At 65.0% G+C, this 14848-nt stretch carries 19 protein-coding genes and 1 other RNA gene; 11 read left to right on the top strand and 9 right to left on the bottom strand.

Annotated elements, in window-relative coordinates; all coding sequences use genetic code 11:
- The first annotated feature begins 38 nt into the window (after positions 1–38).
- The 4 genes from rnd (at position 39) to QQJ84_RS18530 (ending at position 2352) form a co-directional block, all read left to right on the top strand.
- Entirely contained in the window at positions 39–1220 is a 1182-nt protein-coding gene (rnd, locus tag QQJ84_RS18545) for a ribonuclease D (RefSeq protein WP_284259817.1), read from the top strand.
- Positions 1210–1548 carry an MmcQ/YjbR family DNA-binding protein gene (locus tag QQJ84_RS18540; RefSeq protein WP_284259816.1) on the top strand — a complete coding sequence of 113 codons (339 nt, stop codon included), beginning with the start codon at positions 1210–1212 and terminating at the stop codon, positions 1546–1548. Before rnd ends, QQJ84_RS18540 begins: the two co-directional genes overlap by 11 nt.
- A gap of 245 nt (positions 1549–1793) precedes the next feature.
- A complete protein-coding gene (locus QQJ84_RS18535; RefSeq protein ID WP_284259815.1) occupies positions 1794–2015 on the top strand; it encodes an AbrB/MazE/SpoVT family DNA-binding domain-containing protein in 222 nt (73 codons plus the stop codon).
- Entirely contained in the window at positions 2005–2352 is a 348-nt protein-coding gene (locus tag QQJ84_RS18530) for a type II toxin-antitoxin system PemK/MazF family toxin (RefSeq protein ID WP_284259814.1), read from the top strand. Before QQJ84_RS18535 ends, QQJ84_RS18530 begins: the two co-directional genes overlap by 11 nt.
- Before the next feature lie 25 nt (positions 2353–2377).
- On the opposite strand, the gene QQJ84_RS18525 is transcribed toward QQJ84_RS18530, so the two are convergent.
- The 6 genes from QQJ84_RS18525 to QQJ84_RS18500 all read right to left on the bottom strand — a co-directional run bounded on the left by QQJ84_RS18525 (position 2378) and on the right by QQJ84_RS18500 (position 5784).
- Complete coding sequence (locus tag QQJ84_RS18525) at positions 2378–2773, bottom strand: type II toxin-antitoxin system VapC family toxin (protein ID WP_284259813.1); 396 nt, start codon at positions 2771–2773, stop codon at positions 2378–2380.
- Positions 2770–2973 carry a type II toxin-antitoxin system Phd/YefM family antitoxin gene (locus QQJ84_RS18520; protein ID WP_284259812.1) on the bottom strand — a complete coding sequence of 68 codons (204 nt, stop codon included), beginning with the start codon at positions 2971–2973 and terminating at the stop codon, positions 2770–2772. The genes QQJ84_RS18525 and QQJ84_RS18520 overlap by 4 nt, the downstream gene beginning before the upstream one ends.
- A 126-nt stretch (positions 2974–3099) precedes the next feature.
- Complete coding sequence (thiE, locus tag QQJ84_RS18515) at positions 3100–3738, bottom strand: thiamine phosphate synthase (protein WP_284259811.1); 639 nt, start codon at positions 3736–3738, stop codon at positions 3100–3102.
- On the bottom strand, positions 3735–4424 hold the full coding sequence (locus tag QQJ84_RS18510) for a VIT1/CCC1 transporter family protein (RefSeq protein ID WP_284259810.1): 690 nt from the start codon (positions 4422–4424) through the stop codon (positions 3735–3737). Before QQJ84_RS18510 ends, thiE begins: the two co-directional genes overlap by 4 nt.
- 9 nt (positions 4425–4433) lie before the next feature.
- Positions 4434–5348 (bottom strand): class I fructose-bisphosphate aldolase, encoded by a 915-nt coding sequence (locus QQJ84_RS18505; RefSeq protein WP_284259809.1) that lies wholly within the window; start codon positions 5346–5348, stop codon positions 4434–4436.
- Between the two features lie 55 nt (positions 5349–5403).
- Positions 5404–5784: a hypothetical protein gene (locus QQJ84_RS18500; RefSeq protein ID WP_284259808.1), complete on the bottom strand. Its 381-nt coding sequence runs from the start codon at positions 5782–5784 to the stop codon at positions 5404–5406.
- A 41-nt stretch (positions 5785–5825) separates the two neighbouring features.
- On the opposite strand from QQJ84_RS18500, the gene QQJ84_RS18495 reads away from it, so the two are divergent.
- The 3 genes from QQJ84_RS18495 (at position 5826) to ssrS (ending at position 6643) form a co-directional block, all read left to right on the top strand.
- A complete protein-coding gene (locus QQJ84_RS18495) occupies positions 5826–6026 on the top strand; it encodes a hypothetical protein (RefSeq protein WP_284259807.1) in 201 nt (66 codons plus the stop codon).
- A 5-nt stretch (positions 6027–6031) separates the two neighbouring features.
- The gene (locus tag QQJ84_RS18490) at positions 6032–6340 is read left to right on the top strand and encodes a cell division protein ZapA (protein WP_284259806.1); all 309 of its coding nucleotides are present in this window, start codon (positions 6032–6034) and stop codon (positions 6338–6340) included.
- Positions 6341–6485: 145 nt separating this feature from the next.
- Positions 6486–6643, top strand: a non-coding RNA gene (gene ssrS, locus QQJ84_RS18485) — 6S RNA.
- A gap of 20 nt (positions 6644–6663) precedes the next feature.
- Here the strand turns inward: ssrS and ligA are convergent.
- Genes ligA through QQJ84_RS18470 form a run of 3 tightly spaced genes read right to left on the bottom strand, consistent with a single transcriptional unit; the run spans position 6664 to position 11347 of the window.
- The gene (gene ligA, locus QQJ84_RS18480; RefSeq protein ID WP_284259805.1) at positions 6664–8676 is read right to left on the bottom strand and encodes an NAD-dependent DNA ligase LigA; all 2013 of its coding nucleotides are present in this window, start codon (positions 8674–8676) and stop codon (positions 6664–6666) included.
- Positions 8673–10352 (bottom strand): DNA repair protein RecN, encoded by a 1680-nt coding sequence (gene recN, locus QQJ84_RS18475; protein WP_284259804.1) that lies wholly within the window; start codon positions 10350–10352, stop codon positions 8673–8675. Before recN ends, ligA begins: the two co-directional genes overlap by 4 nt.
- A 26-nt stretch (positions 10353–10378) precedes the next feature.
- On the bottom strand, positions 10379–11347 hold the full coding sequence (locus tag QQJ84_RS18470; protein WP_284259803.1) for an outer membrane protein assembly factor BamD: 969 nt from the start codon (positions 11345–11347) through the stop codon (positions 10379–10381).
- 216 nt (positions 11348–11563) lie between these two features.
- Here QQJ84_RS18470 and rpsA point away from each other — a divergent pair, with 216 nt between their 5' ends.
- The 4 genes from rpsA (at position 11564) to pyrF (ending at position 14845) form a co-directional block, all read left to right on the top strand.
- Positions 11564–13297, top strand: a complete 1734-nt coding sequence (gene rpsA, locus QQJ84_RS18465; RefSeq protein ID WP_284259802.1) for a 30S ribosomal protein S1 — start codon at positions 11564–11566, stop codon at positions 13295–13297.
- A 248-nt stretch (positions 13298–13545) separates the two neighbouring features.
- Positions 13546–13869, top strand: a complete 324-nt coding sequence (locus QQJ84_RS18460) for an integration host factor subunit beta (protein ID WP_284259801.1) — start codon at positions 13546–13548, stop codon at positions 13867–13869.
- 44 nt (positions 13870–13913) lie between these two features.
- Positions 13914–14150 carry a lipopolysaccharide assembly protein LapA domain-containing protein gene (locus QQJ84_RS18455; protein WP_284259800.1) on the top strand — a complete coding sequence of 79 codons (237 nt, stop codon included), beginning with the start codon at positions 13914–13916 and terminating at the stop codon, positions 14148–14150.
- Positions 14150–14845, top strand: a complete 696-nt coding sequence (pyrF, locus tag QQJ84_RS18450; RefSeq protein ID WP_284259799.1) for an orotidine-5'-phosphate decarboxylase — start codon at positions 14150–14152, stop codon at positions 14843–14845. The genes QQJ84_RS18455 and pyrF overlap by 1 nt, the downstream gene beginning before the upstream one ends.
- Positions 14846–14848 lie beyond the last annotated feature (3 nt).

Here is a 14848-nt window from a genome sequence, read left to right as displayed (position 1 = left end):
TCTTCCCTGTCAAGCCGGGGGGTGATTAAGGAGAGGTTATGAGTGACATCCAAACCGCCTTTATTACCACAACCGACGAGCTGGCAGCCCTGTGCGCAAGGCTGAGCACCGAGGAGTTCGTGACCGTGGACACCGAGTTCATGCGCGAGCGAACGTATTACCCCGAGCTTTGCCTCGTGCAGCTGGCGGGAACCCACGATGTGGCGGTGGTGGACGCACAGGCGAAGGGCATCGACCTTGCCCCGCTGGGCGTGCTGCTCGCCAAGCCCGATGTGGTGAAGGTGTTCCACGCCTGCCGCCAGGATGTGGAAATATTTCTGCTGATGTTCGATGCGGTGCCGCTGAACCTCTTTGATACCCAGGTGGCGGCGATGGTGGCGGGCTTTGGCGACCAGGTGGGCTATGATGCCCTGGTGCAGGCGCTCACCGGCGGACATATCGATAAAGCCCACCGCTTCTCTGACTGGTCGGCCCGCCCGCTGACCAAGGCGCAGGTGGATTACGCCGCCGCCGATGTGACCCATTTGCGCACTGTATATGAGCGGCTGATGGCGCGGCTGCGGGTGGATGGGCGGATGGATTGGGTAGGCCAGGAGATGGCGGCGCTCGCCGACCCTGACACTTACCGCGTGAACCCCGAGCGCGCCTGGGAGCGGCTGAAGCTGCGCACCGGCAATAAGCGCCAGTTGGCGATGATCCAGGCGATCGCGGCCTGGCGCGAGCGCGAGGCGCAGCGGGTGAATATCCCGCGTCAGCGGCTGGTGAAGGATGAGCAGATTCCAGAGATTGCGGCGCTGGCACCCGAGACCGCCGATGCGCTGGCCAAGGCGCGCGGGATCACCAGCGGCTTCGCGCAGGGCAAATCCGGGCAATCGCTGCTGGCGGTCATCGCGGCGGCCAAGGCCCTGCCCGAGGGCGATCTGCCGCGCACCGAAAAACCGCGCGATCTGCCCCGCGCCTCGCCGGCGCTGGTGGCATTGTTGAAGGTGCTGCTGAACGCGGTGGCCGAGCAAAACAATGTGGCGCCGCGGCTGGTGGCAAGCTCGGAGGATATCGAGACGCTGGCTCTGGGCGAAGCCGAAGGCAACGCCGCGCTGGAAGGCTGGCGCGGCGAGATGTTCGGGCGCGATGCGCTACGGCTGATCCGCGGCGAGATCGCGCTCTCCGCCCAGGGCAAGCGGGTGAAAATCGTCGAAGTGGCCGGGCGGGGTGAGGCTTAGCAGCTTCGACGCTTTTTGCCGCAAGCTGCCCGCCAGCACCTTTGTGGTGCAGTGGGGCGGCTCCCATGTGCATAAAATCGGCGGCAAGGTGTTTGCCATCGGGCAGTTTACCGGGAAGCCGGCCTATGTGTTCAAGACCACGCCGCTGCGCTTTGATCTGCTGATCGAGCAGGGGATGGCAATGCGCGCGCCTTATTTGCGGCGTGGAACCTGGGTGCAGGTGAGCGATGGGGTGCCCGATGCCGAGCTGCGGCGGTTGCTGCGCCAGTCCTACGATGTGGTGGTGGCGGGGCTGACCAAGGCCGCCAGGGCCGATCTCGGCGTTTAATTCGGAAAATTCCTTACTGAATCCTGGAAAATCCTTACATCAAGGAAGTTCCTTGCGGTGGAAGTTTTTTCCTTACTTGGTAAGGATTTTCCTTACCCGGAAAGGAATTCCCTTCTTGCCCCGGATTTTCCGTGAATACTGGAATATTCCGGCGTTTTCGCCAGAAAAAGTAAGGAATTTTACCGAACGTAAATGAAATCTCCGCACAAATGCCGCGACTCGGGCATTTTATGGAGGACCGGAACATGATCACCAGCAAGCTGACCTCGAAGGCGCAGACCACCATTCCGCAAGCGGTGCGGCATCATCTGGGGCTGAAGGAGGGGGATATGCTCGGCTTTGTGCTTGAGGGCGAGCGGGTGGTGCTCTGCAAGCCGCTCGCCCCGCAGCCTGGCGCCGTGGCGGAGATGGCCGTGTTCAACGAATGGGAGAGCGAGGCGGATAAGAGGTCGTTCTATGGGCTTTAAACGCTGGGATATTGTCCGAATCCCCTATCCAGCAGGCGGCAAACCGGCGCGCGAACACCGGCCGGCGCTGGTGATCGTCGCCGGGGACATTTTTAAGAACCACGGGCTGCTCTGGGTGCTGATGATCACCAGCGTGAAAAACCGCGGCTGGCCTGGCGATATCGAGGTGGGGGATATGATGGCGGCAGGGCTTGGCGTGCCCTCCGTGGTGCGCACCGCGAAAATCATGACCGTGGAGGGGCGCGAAGCCGAGATAATCGGCGCGTTGCTGGGCGGCGCGCGGCGGCAGGTCAGCGAGCAGGTGTTCGCGAATATGGGGCTGACCGGGGTGGTGTGACCACGATCATCACGCCATGACCATGTTACCAGATGGTGCGGATATGGGAGTAGGCGCGTAGCTTGGCGCTGCCGGTGATGAGCGGGCAGCCATATTGGCGGGCGGTGGCGGTGAGAATACGCGCAATCAGGCCACCGGGCGCCAGGGCGGGCAGGGTTGCCGCCCGCACGGCGATTTCGTTGTTCACGGGAACATACCGTATCTCCGCCAATGCGCCGATCTGTGCCAGCCAGGCGCTGGGCTCCATGCGCAACCCGAGCCGCCCGGCCTGCGCCAATTCCGCGACTTCCAAGGCCGTGATTGCGGAAATCAAAATTTCGCCGCCCGGCCGTTCAGCCTCGATGGCGGCCAGCGCCGCGACGGACAACTCCGCATGGCGGTTGACCCACCAGATCAGGCTGTTGGTGTCGAGCAGGATCACTCCATCTCTTCCGGCGGCGTGAAGAACAGCACCGAGCCGCGCAACGCCTCCAGCGGGTTGGCGCGTGGCGCCGCGTAGGGGCGGATTTCCAGCGTAGGGGTACCGTTGTCAGTGATGATGAGCGGGCGGCCGGTGGCCTCCACCTCACGGAATAATTCCAAAGCGCGCGGCTTGAACTGGGATTTGGAGATTTTATGCATGGTGACCAGGGGTTTATGCCCATGGTCATTAAGGAAATATTGATTTTAGACGCAGCCGGGGCGGAAATTTTCCGCAACCAAACGCAGAGCCGCAATTGAGGGCAGGTGGCGCGATAGGCGTCCGCGCTACCCGGCCGTGGCGGCCGCAATTGCCTTTATCATCGCCCGCACGCCCTCAGCGGGGCCGCCAGGGTGATTCCAAACCGCGCCGACGACGGCGAGAAATTCGGCGCCCGTCTGCACCAGCGGGGCGCAGTTTCCGGCGGTGATGCCGCCGATGGCGACACAGGGGATTTCCATGATCTCCGCCCAGGATTTGAGCGTGGAAATTTCCGCCATTTCGGGCGGCTCCTTGGTCGCGGTGGGGAAGAAGGCGCCGAAGGCGACATAGTCGGCCCCGGCCTCGCCGGCTTCCATGGCCAGGTGCAGCGAGTTGTGGCAGGTCACCCCCAGGGTGAGGTCACCAAGAATTTTGCGGGCCTGCGCGACTTTCATGTCGCTCTGGCCGACATGGGCGCCGTCGCAGCCGTGTTTCACGGCAAGGTCTGGCCGGTCGTTGAGCAAAAAGGCGGCATCGCGCGATTGCACGACGGGGCGCAGCCGCTCGATGGTTTTCTGCACCTCCAAGTCCGGTGCGTCCTTCAATCGCAGCTGCACCGCGGCGACATCCCCGGCATCGAGCGCGGCGGCGAGCAGATCGGCGAAGTTGCCGGGCAGCACCGGCGGGGTGATGAGGTAGAGGCGGCAGTCAGGGGTGGCTGTCATGCGTAGGTTCCAAATAATGTGCCGGCGATGGCGGTGGTGGCCATGGCGGCCGCACCCCAGAAGCTGACCCGCAGCGCGCTGCGCAGCACGGGCGCGCCGCCGCTATGCGCGGCCACGGCGCCGAGCAGCGCCAAAAACAACAGCGAGGCAACGGCGACGCTGGGGATGAGATCTGGCAGCGGGGTCAGGACGCTCGCCAGCAGCGGCAACAGCGCGCCGCCGGAAAACGAGATGGCGGAGGCAATGGCGGCCTGCCCGGGGCGGGCCTTGAGTTCGTCGGTGATGCCAAGCTCGTCGCGGGCGTGGGCGCCCAGGGCATCATGCGCCATCAGCTGCCCGGCGACCTCGGCGGCGAGCGCCGGGGTCAGCCCGCGCCCGATGTAGATTTCCGCCAGCTCCTCCAGCTCGGCTTCATGGTCCTCGAGATGCACGCGCTCCAGCGCAAGGTCGGCGGCTTCGGTGTCAGCCTGGGAGTGGACGGAGACAAACTCGCCCGAGGCCATGGCCATGGCGCCTGCCAGCAGGCCCGAGACCCCCGCGACCAGCACGGATTGGTGTGTGCCGTGGGCGGCGGCGACGCCGAGCACAAGGCTGGCGGTGGAGAGAATCCCGTCATTTGCCCCCAGGACGGCGGCGCGCAACCAGCCGGAGCGGCCGGTGCGGTGGGCCTGCCTGGGGGCGGTCATGCGTTAGACTCAGGCTTTGCCCTGATAGATTTCGATGATCTTGGCGAGCATGGCCAGGGCTTCCTCGCGCGGGCGCTGGAAGGTGTTGCGCCCGATGATGGAGCCGTTGGCGCCACCGTCACGCAGGCCGCGGACTTCGTCGTAGAGGCCGTCCAACCCCTTGGACTCGCCGCCCGAGAACACGACGATGCGCTTGCCGCCGAAGCAGGACTGCACAATGTGTTCAACGCGCTTGGCCATCGTCGAGCCGTCGATATTGGCGTAGGATTTCTTCGCGGCTTCCAGCGAGACCACGGCGGTCGGCGGCTTCACCTTGATGATGTGCGCACCCAGCAGGGCGGCCATATGGGCGGCGTAGGCGCAGATGTCGAAGGCGGTTTCGGCGGCCTTGTCCAGCTCCGGCCCGCGCGGGTACGACCACACGACGACCGCGAGGCCGACGGCCTTGGCTTCCTCGGCGAGTTCGCGGATCTCTTCCATCAGGTCGAACGCGAATTCGCTGCCCGGATAGATGGTGAAGCCGATGGCCGAGCAGCCCAGGCGCAGCGCGTCGTTCACCGAGCCGGTGACGGCCTGGTTTTTGTCGGTGGCGAGCGAGTTGGAGGAGTTCACCTTCAGAATGGTCGGGATCGCGCCCGCGAAGGTGTCAGCGCCAGCCTCGATCATGCCCAGCGGCGCGGCGTAGGCGGAGAGCCCTGCGTCAATGGCGAGCTTGAAGTGGTAATGCGGGTCGTAGGCGGCCGGGTTGGGCGCGAAGGAGCGGGCGGGGCCGTGCTCGAAGCCCTGGTCAACCGGCAGGATGACCAGCTTGCCGGTGCCGCCGAGTTTGCCGTGCATCAGGATGCGGGCGAGGTTTGTCTTGGTCCCGGGATTGTCGCTTTCGTAATGCGACAGAATCTTTTTAACCCGCTGCGAAATATGCATGTTTGCTCCACCGTGTTGAAAACCTGGCCGGATGTAACGCATGGGCGCGCGAATGTCATCCGGCCAGCCAGCCATCCAGCCGCCTTGTGGCGCCATTTAGGCATAAATCAAGCGCGGGCGGGGCAAGCGGGAGCGCCAGCGCGCCCTGCGCGGCGGCAAGCTCCGCGACGATGGCAAAAGCCGGCGCCGGTGCGCGCAGCACCACGCCGCCCAGGCCCAGATGCAGCGCCTCCAGCGCGCGCCCGGGGGCGGCGGCGCAGTCGAGCAGCGCCGGGCCGGCGAAGCCCGCGGCCGCCAGAAGCTCGCGCCACCACAGGCAGCCGGCGAATTGCGCGGCGCCGGGGGCTGAGAGCAGGGTGAGCGGGCGGCCATGGGCCAGCGCCGCCTTGGCATCGGCGAGGCTATGCACGATCACCGCCGGGGGTAGGTCGATCATTTATTTGACTTTTCACGTCCGTGTCGGGTTGAATGGCTACCATGCCCGAGTCTGAGTCTGAAGACGAAATTCTTGAACGTATCGAAATCGCGCTGCGCAAGATCGCGGCGCTTGCCCAACCGGCCAAGCCGCCCGCGGGCCAGGAGCTCGACCGCGACGCTCTGGCCCACTCGCTTGATACGGTGATCGAGCATTTGCGTGCCGGGCTGGATACGCCCGGATCAACCGGCCAGACGGAGTAAACCCCATGGCGCAAGTGACCATCCGGATTAACGGCTATGTCTATACCGTGGGTTGCGAGGACGGTCAGGAGTCGCACCTGGAACGCATGGCCGCCGAGATCGAGCAGCGGATCAACAGCATCAAGGCCATCGGCGGCCAGTCCGGCGAGGCGCGGCTGCTGATGCTGGCCTCGTTGCTGCTGGCCGACGAACTGCATGACCTGCGCAACAACGCACCCGCGCCGGTGGAAAAGCCCAACCCGGAACGCCGCGCCCGCCTGCGCCGCGTCGCCGCCCGCGCGGAAGAAATTGCCGCCGACCTGTTGGATGCCTAAAGCGCGATCGTTTGAGGTTCGCTCAACCGAGCGAGCCGAAAGCGTGAATCGCCTTCAGAAAAATGGCCAGAGCCTGATCGCACTTAAAGCGATCGGGCTCTAAGCAGAGCGATTGAACTTTCTACAATCCGGCCCTAAGTAAGGGGTGGAGCTGCCCGGTTCGTCAGGCAAATCATCCCCAGGGCCGTAAGCATCTCCCTCGGGAGCTGGCTCTGTCCGGGCCTTGGTCCGGGTATCTGGCGCCCACCTGCACAAGCAGGCCTTGGGAGGATGTATAAAACCAACGGCCAGGGCGGCTCCACAGTGACTTTTGTAACAGTCACTTATAGCCCGGCGAGGGCGCGAAACTCATCCTCGCTCAAAATGTGCAGCCCCAGCTCGGCGGCCTTTTTGGCTTTTGATCCAGCGTCAGCCCCCACCACCACGTAATCGGTTTTTTTCGAGACCGATTCGGTGACTTTCGCGCCGAGCGATTCCGCGCGGGCTTTCGCCTCCGGCCGCGCCATCGAGAGTGTGCCGGTAAACACGATGGTCTTGCCGGCCAAAGGTGAATCAGCTCCCCCGGCGCTGGGTGCGCCGGTGATGGTGAGATAATCCTCCAGCGCATCGAGCGTGGCGAGGTTGTGCGGCTCGGCGAAGAACGCGGCGAGGTCGGTGGCGATCGCCGGGCCGATGCCGGAGATGGAGCCAAGCTCCAGCCGCGCGTCCGAGCCTATCTCGGTGGCGGCCTGCATGTTTTGCCGCCAGTTGGCGTAGGAGCCGTAGTGGCGGGCGAGTAATTTCGCGTTGTTCTCGCCGACGCGGCGGATACCCAGCGCGAAGATGAAGCGGGGCAGGGCGATGGTGCGCCGTGCCTCGATGGCGGCGGTGAGGTTGGCGGCGGAGAGCTTGCCCCAGCCTTCACGGGCGGCGATTTCCGCCTCGTGTTCCGGCAGGCGGAAAATATCGGCGGCGGATTTTATCAGCCCGGCGTTGTAGAATTCCACAACGGTCTTCTCGCCCATGCCTTCGATGTCAAACGCGCCGCGCGCGCAGAAATGGATGAGCCGCTCGGTGACCTGCGCCGGGCAGCTCAGCCCGCCGGTGCAGCGGCGCACGGCCTCGCCGGCATCGCGCACGGCAAGGCTGCCGCACACCGGGCAATGCGTGGGGAAGACGAACGGCCTGGTGTGTTCGCCGCGTTTGAGCACGCCAAGGATCTGCGGAATCACATCGCCGGCGCGCTGCAACTCCACAATATCGCCGATGCGCACATCCTTGCGGGCGATTTCGTCCTCGTTGTGCAGCGTCGCGTATTGCACCAGCACCCCGCCGACATTCACCGGCGTCAAGCGCGCGCGCGGCGTGAGCGCGCCGGTGCGCCCGACCTGGATTTCGATATCTTCCAGCAAGGTGCTGGCACGTTCGGCGGGAAACTTCCAGGCGATGGCCCAGCGCGGCGCGCGCCCGGCGAAACCCAGGCGGTTCTGCAAGGCGAGATCGTTCAGCTTGTAGACCACACCGTCAATATCATAGGGCAGTTTTGCGCGCGCGATGCCGATGCTGTTCTGGAAATCTTCTGCCTCGGGTTCGGAAATCTGTTTCGATAACGGGTTGACCGAAAATCCCCAGTCTTGCAGCCTTTGCAGATATTCCCAGTGTGTTTGCGCAACCGGCGCAGAAGATTCACCCTGCGCGTAGGCAAACAGCGAGAGCTTGCGTTGGGCGGTGATGCTGGCGTCCAACTGGCGCAGGCTGCCCGCGGCGGCGTTGCGCGGGTTGGCGAACTGCTTCTCCTGCGCCTCGTTGAGCGCCAGAAAATCCGCCTTGGTCATATACACCTCGCCCCGGATTTCGATGCGCGCGGGGGCTTCTCTGGGTAGAGTGAGCGGCAGCGATTTCAGCGTGAGCAGGTTGGCGGTGACATCCTCACCCTCGGTGCCGTCGCCGCGCGTGGCGGCTGAGAGAAATTTATGGTGCTCGTAGGTGAGCGAGATGGAAAGCCCGTCGATCTTCGGCTCGGCGACAAACGCCAGCGGCGCCTCATCCAGCCCGAGAAATCGGCGGATGCGGGCGCAGAATTCCGGGAAATCCTCGGGGGCGAAAATATTGTCCAGCGAGAGCATCGGCGTGGCGTGGATGATCTTTTTGAATTTGGGCGCCGGTTTGGCGCCGATTTCGGCCAGGGCCTCGGCGCTGCCGAGTTCAGGGTGCGCGGCCAGCAGGGCCTCGGCCTCCCGGCGCAGCGCGTCGTAGGCGGCATCGCTCATCACCGGCGCATCCTGCGTGTGATAGGCGGCGTTGGCTTCGGCGATCCTGGCCGTCAGCTCGTCAAAGCGGGTTTTTGCGGTGGTCATTGCGCCAGCAAACTTCCCGCCGCCTCACGCGCGGCATCGGTGATGATTTCGCCCGCCAGCATACGGGCAATTTCCTCGCGGCGGGTGGCGCCGTCGAGTACATCCACCACGGTGACGGCGCGTTCCCCCTCAATGCGCTTGGCGACCCGCAGTTGCGCAGCCCCCCGCGCCGCGACCTGCGGCGAATGCGTGACGACCAGAACCTGCAGATTCCGCGCGACGCGGGCAAGGCGCTCGCCCACGGCGGCGGCGGTGGCGCCGCCGATGCCGGAGTCGACCTCGTCAAAAATAAGCGTTTCCACGGCGCTGCCGCCGCTCAGCACCACTTTCAGCCCCAGCATGAGCCGGGAGAGTTCGCCGCCGGAGGCGATTTTATCAAGCGCGCCGGGGGGCTCGCCGGGGTTGGTGCTGATGAGGAATTTAACCGAATCCGCCCCGCGCGCGCCCCAGTTGGCTTCAGGCAACATGCTCCGCTCCACCACGAAGCGGGCGCGCTCCAGCTTTAAGGGCGGCAGTTCGCCAGCCAGCGCGCGCATCAAATCCCCTCCCGCCTGTTCGCGCAGGAGCGAGAGCTTGGCCGCGGCTTCCACATAGGCGGCGCGCCGGGTGGCGGTCTCGCGGGTCAGCAGAGCGATGTCGGCGACGCCGGTTTCCAGCGCGGCCAGTTTGGCGCGCAGTTCGGCGAGGAATTCAGGCAGCGAAACCACGGGAACGCCATGTTTACGGGCGGCGGCGCGCAGAGAGAACAGGCGCTCCTCGGCGGCTTCCAGGGCGCGCGGGTCTGCCTCGGCCTCCAGCGCCAGGCGGTTGAGCAGGTTTTCGGCCTCGGCCAGCGCATCCTCGGCCCGTTCAATGGCGGCCATGGCCTCGGCGGCGGGGTGCTCGGCTCCGGCGGGTGCGGTGATTTTGCCCAGCGCCCGCGCGGCGGCGCGCAGATGGGCGGCGGGGCCGGAGGCGCGGCGGTCGCGCGGGGTGAGTTCGGCCAGCGCGGCGGCGATGGCCTCGGCGCGGCGCTCGCCCGACTGCAGGCGCAGCCGTTCGGCGGCCAAGGCGTCCTCCTCGCCGGCCTGCGGGTTGAGGCGGGAGAGTTCATCCACCGCGTGGCGCAGAAAATCCTCCTCGCGCGCGGCCTCGGCGATTTTCTCCTCAGCCTGCCGCAGGCGCGCGGCGGCGTCCCGCCAGGATTTATGCGCCACGGCCACGCTCTGGCGCGTCTCCGGGGGGACTCCGAAAGCATCGAGCAGGAGCAGATGATTGGCCGGGTCGGCGAGGCCCACCTGCTCGTGCTGGCCCTGCACCTCGATCAACAGCGCGCTGAGGGTTTTCAGAAAATTCAGGCTGACCTGCTGGTCGTTGACCAGCGCGCGGGAGCGGCCGTCGCGCGTGACGATCCGGCGCAGCAGGATGTCCGGGCCGGTGTCGAGCCCCTGTTCGTTCAGCAGTTCGAGAGCCGGGTGGCCGGGGGTGACCGAAAACGCCGCCGCGACCACCGCCTGGGCCGCGCCGGAGCGGATCAGCCCGGTGTCGGCGCGCGCGCCCAAAGCCAGGCCGAGACTGTCGAGCAATATGGATTTACCCGCCCCGGTCTCGCCGGTGAGCGTGGTCAGCCCGGCGGCGAAATGCAGGTCCAGCCGCTCGATCAGCACGACGTCGCGGATCGACAGACTGTTCAGCATTGTTTACCGCCTGCTTGGCATAGGGGTCAGAACGGCCAGTACCAATGGTGTTTCTTCACGGCCGGGGCGCTCTGCGTGGTGTCCGCCGGGGGTGTGGTGGCGCTGGTGCCGGCGGCCGCGCCGCTTTGGTCAGGCGCCGCCGCGCCGCTCTGGTCCGTGCTGCTTTGGCCGGTGCCGGCAACGGGGGCGGCGGCCAGCAGGTCATGCGCCTTCAGGGAATGATAGGCGCTCTGGTACCAGATGCTGCCGGGGTAGTTATAGCCCAGCACGGAGGCGGTGCGCTGCGCCGAATCGGTCAGCCCGAGGTTGAGATAGCATTCCACCAGCCGCTCCAGCGCCTCGGCGGTGTAGGTCGTGGTCTGGAAGCTGGTCACGATATCCTGATACCGGCCGATGGCGGCGCCGTAGAGATGCTGCTTCTCGTAGAAGCGGCCGATCACCATGTCATGCCCGGCCAGGCGGTTGTTCGCCAGCCGCAGTTTGATCCGCGCATCGCGCGCGTAGCTGCTGTTGGGGAAGCGGGTGATCACATCGGTAAGGGTCTGGATCGCCTCATACGTCGTGGTCTGGTCGCGCTGCACATCGTCGATCTGCTCATAATAGCAGAGCGACTTCAGGTAATAGGCATAGGCCGCGTCCGCGTCCTCGGGGTGCAGGCTGATGTAGCGGTTGAGCGAGCTGATCGCGTCGTCGTAATTCTGGTCTTTGTACTGGGAGTATCCCGCCAGCAGCTCGGCATGGGTGGCCCAGGTGGAGTATGGATAATTCTCATCCACATTGTTGAACGCCTTCACGGCGCGCTCATAATCGCCGCGCTGTATCTGCGCGATGCCCTGGGCGTAGAGCACATCCGCCGGGGGCAGGGTGACGCTGCTGGCGTAGTCGCCACCATCGCGCGGCTCGCTGTTTTCCAGGGCGGAGCAGCCGCCGAGGCAAAGCAGAAGGGCCAGGGCAGGCAGGGAGGTGCGGAGGGAGCCGGGGTGAAAATTTGTCATTGCGACCGGCTTATAGCAGCTAAAACGCGAACGCGAAGCCGCCCCGGGCAACCAGTTGCGGGAAAACTTGACTCCACCGGGTTTAGGGGTATGAGACCGCCATTCACTTAACCGGAGCTGGACAGGGGTTGCCCCGCCAGGCTCTAGCCGTTGCCCCAGCCGGGCCGCGCAAACCACCGGGCCACAACGCCCGCAGTCAAGGACATACCCAGCCTCATGGCTTCCATTTCACCTGCTCTCCGCCATTCCGACGCCCCCGCCTATTCGGGCGCCGATGATTTTGCTGCCCTCCTGGATTCCTCGCTCGGCGCCAATGCCGGGTTCGAAGGTTCCGTCGTTTCCGGCACCGTGCTCCGCATTGATGATGATTTCGTGATCGTCGATGTCGGCCTGAAGAGCGAAGGCCGCGTGCCGCTGCGCGAGTTCGCCCCCGTCGGCGCCAAGCCCGAAGTTAACAAGGGCGACGTGTTCGATCTGTATATCGAGCGCTATGAAGACAAAGACGGCTCCATGGTCCTCAGCCGCGAAAAAGCGCGCCGCGAGGAATCCTGGACCCAGCTTGAGAAGGCTTTCGAGGCGCAGACCCGCGTCAACGGCGTGATCCACGGCCGCGTCAAGGGCGGCTTCACCGTTGACCTCGGCGGCGCCACCGCGTTCCTGCCCGGCTCCCAGGTGGACATCCGCCCGGTGCGCGATGTCGGCCCGCTCATGGGCGTCGCCCAGCCGTTCCAGATCCTGAAGATGGACCGTCAGCGCGGCAACATCGTGGTCTCGCGCCGCGCCGTGCTGGAGGAAACCCGCGCCGAGCAGCGCTCCGAGCTGATCCTCGGCCTCAAAGAGGGCCAGATCCTCGACGGCGTGGTCAAGAACATCACCGATTACGGTGCGTTCGTGGACCTCGGCGGCGTCGACGGCCTGCTGCATGTCACCGACATCGCCTGGAAGCGCATCAACCACCCGGCCGAGGCCCTGGTCATCGGCCAGCCGGTCAAGGTGCAGGTCATCCGCTTCAATGCCGATACGCAGCGCATCTCGCTGGGCATGAAGCAGCTTGAGGCTGATCCGTGGGAAGGCGTTGACGCCAAATACCCGCCCGGAATCAAGGCTTCCGGCCGCGTCACCAACATCACCGACTACGGCGCCTTCGTGGAGCTGGAGCCCGGCGTTGAAGGCCTGGTGCATGTGTCTGAAATGTCCTGGACCAAGAAGAACGCGCATCCCGGCAAGATCGTCTCCACCTCGCAGGAAGTGGATGTGGTGGTGCTCGATGTCGACGCCTCCAAGCGCCGCATTTCGCTCGGCCTCAAGCAGGTCACGCGCAACCCCTGGGAAGAGTTCCAGGATGCGCATCCGATCGGCTCCATCATCGAGGGCGAGATCCGCAACATCACCGAGTTCGGCCTGTTCGTGGCTGTCGGCGCCGAGATCGACGGCATGATCCACATGTCCGACCTCTCATGGGACGATGCCGGGGAGACCGCGATCACCAAATACAACAAGGGCGACGTGGTGAAGGCGAAAGTGCTCGATATCGACGTCGAGAAAGAGCGCATCAGCCTTGGCATCAAGCAGCTTGAGGTCGACCCGGCCGCCGGCGTGCTGGACAAGATCCACAAGGGCCAGATCGTGACTTGTATCGTTACCGCGGTGCAGGCCAATGGCATTGAAGTGAAGGTTGACGATGTGTTGACCGGCTTCATCCGCCGTGCCGAGCTGGCGCGCGACAAGGCCGAGCAGCGCACCGAGCGTTTCTCGGTTGGCGATGCCGTCGATGCGAAGATCACCGCGGTGGACCGTGCGGCCCGCAAGCTGCAGCTGACCATCAAGGGCAAGGAAATCGACGAGGACAAGACGGCCGTGGCCGAGTTTGGCTCGTCTGACTCCGGCGCCTCGCTGGGTGACATCCTGGGTGCGGCCATCCGCCGCCGTAACCAGGCGACCGAAGACTAGAGCCTGATCGCTTTAAGTGCGATCAGTCTCTCGCCATTTTGCTGAGGGCGATTCACGCTTTCGGCTCGCTCGGTTGAGCGAACCTCAAACGATCGCGCTCTAATACCGCCGCAACCGGTGGTAGAATGAGAGAGGCCCGGCGACACAATCGCCGGGCCTTTTTTCTGGAATAAAAAATCAGGCATTCACAATAAGTTATTGACCAGATCGTGCGCCCCTGGCATCGTTGCACAGGGTGGGAGGGGTATATGACACGTTCTGAGCTGATCGCTGGGTTGGCGGAAGACAACCCGCATCTGACCATCGCTGATGTTGAACGGATTGTTGCAACATTATTCGATGAAATGACCATCGCGCTGGCGCGTGGCGAGCGTGTGGAGCTGCGGGGTTTTGGCGCTTTTACCGTGAAGCGGCGCAACGCCCGGGCCGGGCGCAACCCGCGTACCGGGGAAACCGTGGAGGTGGCGCAGAAATCGGTGCCCTTCTTCAAGGCGGGCAAGGAGCTGCGCGAGCGCATCAACAAGCCGGTTGCCGCACCGAACGGTAAAAAGAATGGCGGAGCAAAAGCCTGAATATCCTAAAAAGCATTGTCGGCTTTCTGATTCTCCTGGTTCTGGTGGTTTTTCTGCTCTCCAACCGGGGGGTGGTCGATATTGTCTTCTGGCCGTTTGGCCAGATCGCGGCCTGGCCGCTGGGCGCGGTGGTGCTGGCCGTGCTGGTGCTGGGCTTTTTGCTCGGGCTGGCGTTTCATCTGCCGCACCGTTTTGCCCTTAACCGCCGTGCCAAGCGGGCCGAGAAGCGCGCGGCGGAGCTGGAGGCGCGCCCCGCCCCGCCGCCGCCGGTCTCCTTCTGATGCGCCGCCTCATTGCCGCGATTGATACGCCCGATGTTTTGCAGGCGGCGGCGCTGGTTCACGAAATTGCGCCGCATTGCGGGCTGGTGAAGCTGGGGCTGGAGTTTTTTCTCCGCCATGGCGCGCCGGGCTACCGCGAGGTGGCGCAGGGGCGGCCGGTGTTTCTGGATTTGAAGCTGCACGACATTCCCAACACGGTGGCGGGTGCCGTGCGCTCATTGCTGCCGCTGGCGCCGGATATGCTGACCATCCATGCCGCTGGCGGCGGTGCGATGGTGGCCGCCGCCGTTGAGGCGGCAGCGGCGGCGCCGGTGCCGCCAAAAATTCTGGCGGTGACGGTGCTGACCAGCCTGGATGCGCGCGCGCTGCATGACATTGGCGTGGCGGGCGGCACGACGCAGCAGGTTCTGCGGCTGGCGCGGCTGGCGCTGGAAAACGGCGCGGACGGGTTGATCTGCTCGCCGCATGAAATTGCGCAGCTGCGCGACGCCTTTGGCGAAAAACCGCTCCTCGTCGTGCCGGGCATCCGCCCGCTGGGCGCTGCCATGGGCGACCAGGCGCGCGTGATGACGCCTGAGGAGGCGGTGAGCGCCGGGGCTGATTATATCGTGGTCGGCCGGCCGATTACCGGGGCGCCGCAGCCGGGCGCGGCGGCGGCGGAGATTGCCGCCGCCATATCCGGGTTGCGGGGCTGAGCG

The sequence above is a fragment of the Acidocella aquatica genome (genome assembly GCF_030160635.1).
In the GTDB taxonomy this organism is placed as follows: domain Bacteria; phylum Pseudomonadota; class Alphaproteobacteria; order Acetobacterales; family Acetobacteraceae; genus Acidocella; species Acidocella aquatica.
Note: the sequence above shows the minus strand (reverse complement) of the source record. Positions and strands in the feature narration are given on the sequence as shown.

Bases quoted from the DNA above. Each gene is read 5' to 3' on its own strand.
- QQJ84_RS18530 (WP_284259814.1), top strand. From the start codon at position 2,005: ATGGGCTTTAAACGCTGGGATATTGTCCGAATCCCCTATCCAGCAGGC.
- QQJ84_RS18520 (WP_284259812.1), bottom strand. From the start codon at position 2,973: ATGCATAAAATCTCCAAATCCCAGTTCAAGCCGCGCGCTTTGGAATTA.
- rpsA (WP_284259802.1), top strand. From the start codon at position 11,564: ATGGCTTCCATTTCACCTGCTCTCCGCCATTCCGACGCCCCCGCCTAT.
- recN (WP_284259804.1), bottom strand. From the start codon at position 10,352: ATGCTGAACAGTCTGTCGATCCGCGACGTCGTGCTGATCGAGCGGCTG.
- QQJ84_RS18535 (WP_284259815.1), top strand. From the start codon at position 1,794: ATGATCACCAGCAAGCTGACCTCGAAGGCGCAGACCACCATTCCGCAA.
- QQJ84_RS18505 (WP_284259809.1), bottom strand. From the start codon at position 5,348: ATGCATATTTCGCAGCGGGTTAAAAAGATTCTGTCGCATTACGAAAGC.
- rnd (WP_284259817.1), top strand. From the start codon at position 39: ATGAGTGACATCCAAACCGCCTTTATTACCACAACCGACGAGCTGGCA.
- QQJ84_RS18490 (WP_284259806.1), top strand. From the start codon at position 6,032: ATGGCGCAAGTGACCATCCGGATTAACGGCTATGTCTATACCGTGGGT.
- QQJ84_RS18510 (WP_284259810.1), bottom strand. From the start codon at position 4,424: ATGACCGCCCCCAGGCAGGCCCACCGCACCGGCCGCTCCGGCTGGTTG.
- QQJ84_RS18470 (WP_284259803.1), bottom strand. From the start codon at position 11,347: ATGACAAATTTTCACCCCGGCTCCCTCCGCACCTCCCTGCCTGCCCTG.
- thiE (WP_284259811.1), bottom strand. From the start codon at position 3,738: ATGACAGCCACCCCTGACTGCCGCCTCTACCTCATCACCCCGCCGGTG.
- QQJ84_RS18495 (WP_284259807.1), top strand. From the start codon at position 5,826: ATGCCCGAGTCTGAGTCTGAAGACGAAATTCTTGAACGTATCGAAATC.
- pyrF (WP_284259799.1), top strand. From the start codon at position 14,150: ATGCGCCGCCTCATTGCCGCGATTGATACGCCCGATGTTTTGCAGGCG.
- ligA (WP_284259805.1), bottom strand. From the start codon at position 8,676: ATGACCACCGCAAAAACCCGCTTTGACGAGCTGACGGCCAGGATCGCC.
- QQJ84_RS18460 (WP_284259801.1), top strand. From the start codon at position 13,546: ATGACACGTTCTGAGCTGATCGCTGGGTTGGCGGAAGACAACCCGCAT.
- QQJ84_RS18500 (WP_284259808.1), bottom strand. From the start codon at position 5,784: ATGATCGACCTACCCCCGGCGGTGATCGTGCATAGCCTCGCCGATGCC.